This window comes from Deinococcus rhizophilus (assembly GCF_030271215.1).
GTDB lineage: Bacteria > Deinococcota > Deinococci > Deinococcales > Deinococcaceae > Deinococcus > Deinococcus rhizophilus.
In genome coordinates, this window is the sequence record NZ_JASNGB010000257.1 from 1 (window position 1) to 3,050 (window position 3,050).

At 74.9% G+C, this 3,050-nt stretch carries 1 protein-coding gene and 2 pseudogenes; all 3 read right to left on the bottom strand.

Annotated features, from left to right (window positions below; all coding sequences use genetic code 11):
* A partial coding sequence (gene mutL, locus QOL99_RS16185; RefSeq protein WP_285525329.1) for a DNA mismatch repair endonuclease MutL occupies positions 1-1,364 on the bottom strand: 1,364 nt, incomplete at its 3' end.
* Between the two features lie 4 nt (positions 1,365-1,368).
* A pseudogene (locus tag QOL99_RS16190) lies at positions 1,369-2,361 on the bottom strand (MutS-related protein); the annotation flags it as partial.
* 3 nt (positions 2,362-2,364) lie between these two features.
* Positions 2,365-3,050: pseudogene (locus tag QOL99_RS16195) on the bottom strand (DNA mismatch repair protein MutS); the annotation flags it as partial.

Sequence of the window (3,050 nt, forward strand, 5' to 3'; positions counted from 1 at the left end):
AACCGGGGCACGGGCAGCGCCGCGAGGACGGCGGGCAGCGTCCGCAGCCGCGCCAGCCCCGCGCCGAAGTCCTCCAGCGTCAAGCCCCAGCCGCGCAACTCGGCGCCGCGTTCGTGCAGCCGGGCGACCTGTTCGGGGGTGAGGTGCAGCAGTTCGGGCTCGGGCAGTTCCACGGGCGGCTGCGCCCCCAGCGCCCGGGTGAAGTGCTCGTAGAGGGAGCGTTCGTGTGCCGCGTGCGCGTCCACGACCCACAGGTCGCCCTCGCCCTGCGCGAGCAGGTACAGCTCCTGATAGACGCCGAGGAGGGTCAGCCTGGGAAAATTGCCACCCGCAGCGGGGACGGCGGACGGCTCGGGCGGGGCGAGGGGCGCCGGGGCCGCCCGCACCAGCGGATGCGCCGCCAGCGCCGCCGTCACCGCCGCCCGCACCCGCGCCGCCACGCCGGGGAGGTCGGCCAGGGCCACGACCTGCTTGGCCGGGTGGACGTTGGGATTGTGGTCCTCGGGCGCCACCGTCAGGTCCAGCACGCACAGCGGGGCCACCCCGGACGGCAGCAGCTCTGCGAAGCCCTCGATCACGGCCCGCTCCAGTTCCGGCGGGGCCAGCACGGGCCGCCCGTTCACGCTGAAGTGCATCCGGTCGCGCCGCGCACGGGTGAGTTCGGGACGGGAGACAACGCCGCGCACCCCGTCGGCCTCCACCGCCAGCACGCGGTTCGCGCTCAGAGGCCCGTACACGCTCGCCACCGCGCCCCGGTGGTCGGCGGGCGCGTGGGTCAGCCGGGCCTCGCCGTCCACGGTCAGGCGCCAGTGCAGGCCCGGATGGTGCAGCACGTAGCGCCCCAAGAGCGCGGTGATGTCGCGCACCTCGGCCGGGGCGGGGGCCTGGGTCCGCAGGCGGGCGGGCAGGCGGGCAAAGAGGTTCCGCACCGTCACCGCCGTCCCCGCCGGGGCGGAGGTGCGGCGCACGGTCACGTCGTCGCCCGACGCGGTGACCTCCGCCGCGCCCACCTGCGCCGTCGGGCGGGTCACGAGGTGGAGGTTGCCCGCCTGCGCCGCTGCCCACAGCGCCTCGCCCCGGAAGCCCAGGGTGGTGACCCGCTCCACCGCGCCCACAGTGGGCTCCAGCTTGCTCGTCGCGTGCCGGGCGGGGGCCAGCGCGACCGACTCGGCGGGGATGCCGCCGCCGTTGTCCCGCACGCGGATCAGCCCCAGGCCACCGCCCTCCACCTCCAGTTCGATCCGGCTCGCGCCCGCGTCCAGCGCGTTGTCCACGAGTTCGCGCACCACGTCGAGGGGCCGGGAGACGACCTCCCCGGCGGCGATCAGCCGGGCGACGTGGGGGGGCAGCACCTGGATGGTCATGGCCTTACTCCTCCGCCCCACCGCGCAGCTCGCCCTGCCAGCGGTGCAGCAGTTCCAGAGCTGCCATCGGCGTCAGGCGGCCCAGGTCGAGGGCGGCGAGTTCACGGGTCAGCTTGCGGTCGTCCCCGCCGCTGTTCAGGGCGGTCAGCAGCCGGGCGGCGCGGCTGGTGACGGGCGCGGGCAGCCCGGCCAGCCGCGCGACCTCCACCCCGTAACTTTGCCGGGCCGCGCCGGGAATGACCTGATGGTAGAAGGTCAGGCCACTGGCCTCGTCCTCCTCGGCGGCGACGTGCAGGTTGACCAGCCCCGGCAGGTCGGCCTCCAGCCGGGTCAGCTCGAAGTAGTGGGTGGCAAATAAGGTGTGCGCGCCCGTGGCGTGCAGGTGCTCCAGCGCCGCCTGCGCGATGGCGAGGCCGTCCAGCGTGGAGGTGCCGCGCCCCACCTCGTCGAGAATCACCAGGCTGCGGTGGGTGGCGCCGTGCAGGATGGTCGCGAGTTCGCTCATCTCCACCATAAAGGTGCTGCGGCCCCCCGCGAGGTCGTCGCTGGCCCCGATGCGGGTGTGGATGGCGTCGTAGACGGGCAGCTCGGCATGGTCGGCGGGCACGAAGGAGCCGACCTGATGCAGCAGCGCACAGAGGGCCACCGTGCGGAGGTAGGTGCTCTTGCCCGCCATGTTCGGCCCGGTCAGCAGCAGGGTGTGGCGGCTGGGGCCGAGGTCGGCGTCGTTGGGCACAAAGCGTCCGCCCGTCGCCCGCTCGACGACCGGGTGCCGCGCCTGAGAGAGCCGCGCCGCCCCCCCGGAGGTCCGGGGCCGCACCCAGCCGCATTCCACTGCGATCTCGGCCAGGGCCGCGAGCACGTCGAGGTCGGCCAGCGCCCCCGCCGCCTCCGCCAGCGCCTCGGCGTGGCCAGCGAGGCCGTCGCGCAACTCGGTGAACACCTCCAGCTCCAGCCGCCCCGCCGCCGCCTCCAGCCGGGCGATCTCGCGCGCGCGCNCCGCATTCCACTGCGATCTCGGCCAGGGCCGCGAGCACGTCGAGGTCGGCCAGCGCCCCCGCCGCCTCCGCCAGCGCCTCGGCGTGGCCAGCGAGGCCGTCGCGCAACTCGGTGAACACCTCCAGCTCCAGCCGCCCCGCCGCCGCCTCCAGCCGGGCGATCTCGCGCTCGCGCTCGCGCAGATCCGGGCGGGTGAAACGGGCGCGGTCCTTCAGGGTGGCGATCTGGCGGTAGTCGGCGGGCACCTTGCCCAGGTTCGCGCTGCTGACCTCCAGGTAATACCCGAAGACGTTGTTGAAGCCCACCTTCAGGCTCCCGATCCCGGTGCGGATGCGCTCGGCCGTCTCCAGCTCGGCGAGCCAAGCCCGGTGCCCCAGCGCCTCGGAGCGCAGCCCGTCAAGTTCGGCGTGGAAGCCGTCGCGGATCAGGCCGCCCTCGCCCGCGCGGATGGGCGGGTCGTCCACCAGCGCGGCGCGGATGAGGGTGACCACATCGGGGAGGCCGCCCAGCCGGGCCTGCAAACTTCCCAAGAGGCCGTCCTGCTCGTTCAGCAGCCGGGTCGCCTCGGGCAGCAGTTCCAGCGTGCGGGCCAGCGACGCCACCTCGCGGGGGGTCGCCCGGCGGGTGGCGACGCGGGCCGAGAGGCGTTCGAGGTCGTGCGCCCGGTACAGCAGCGCCCGCACGCCG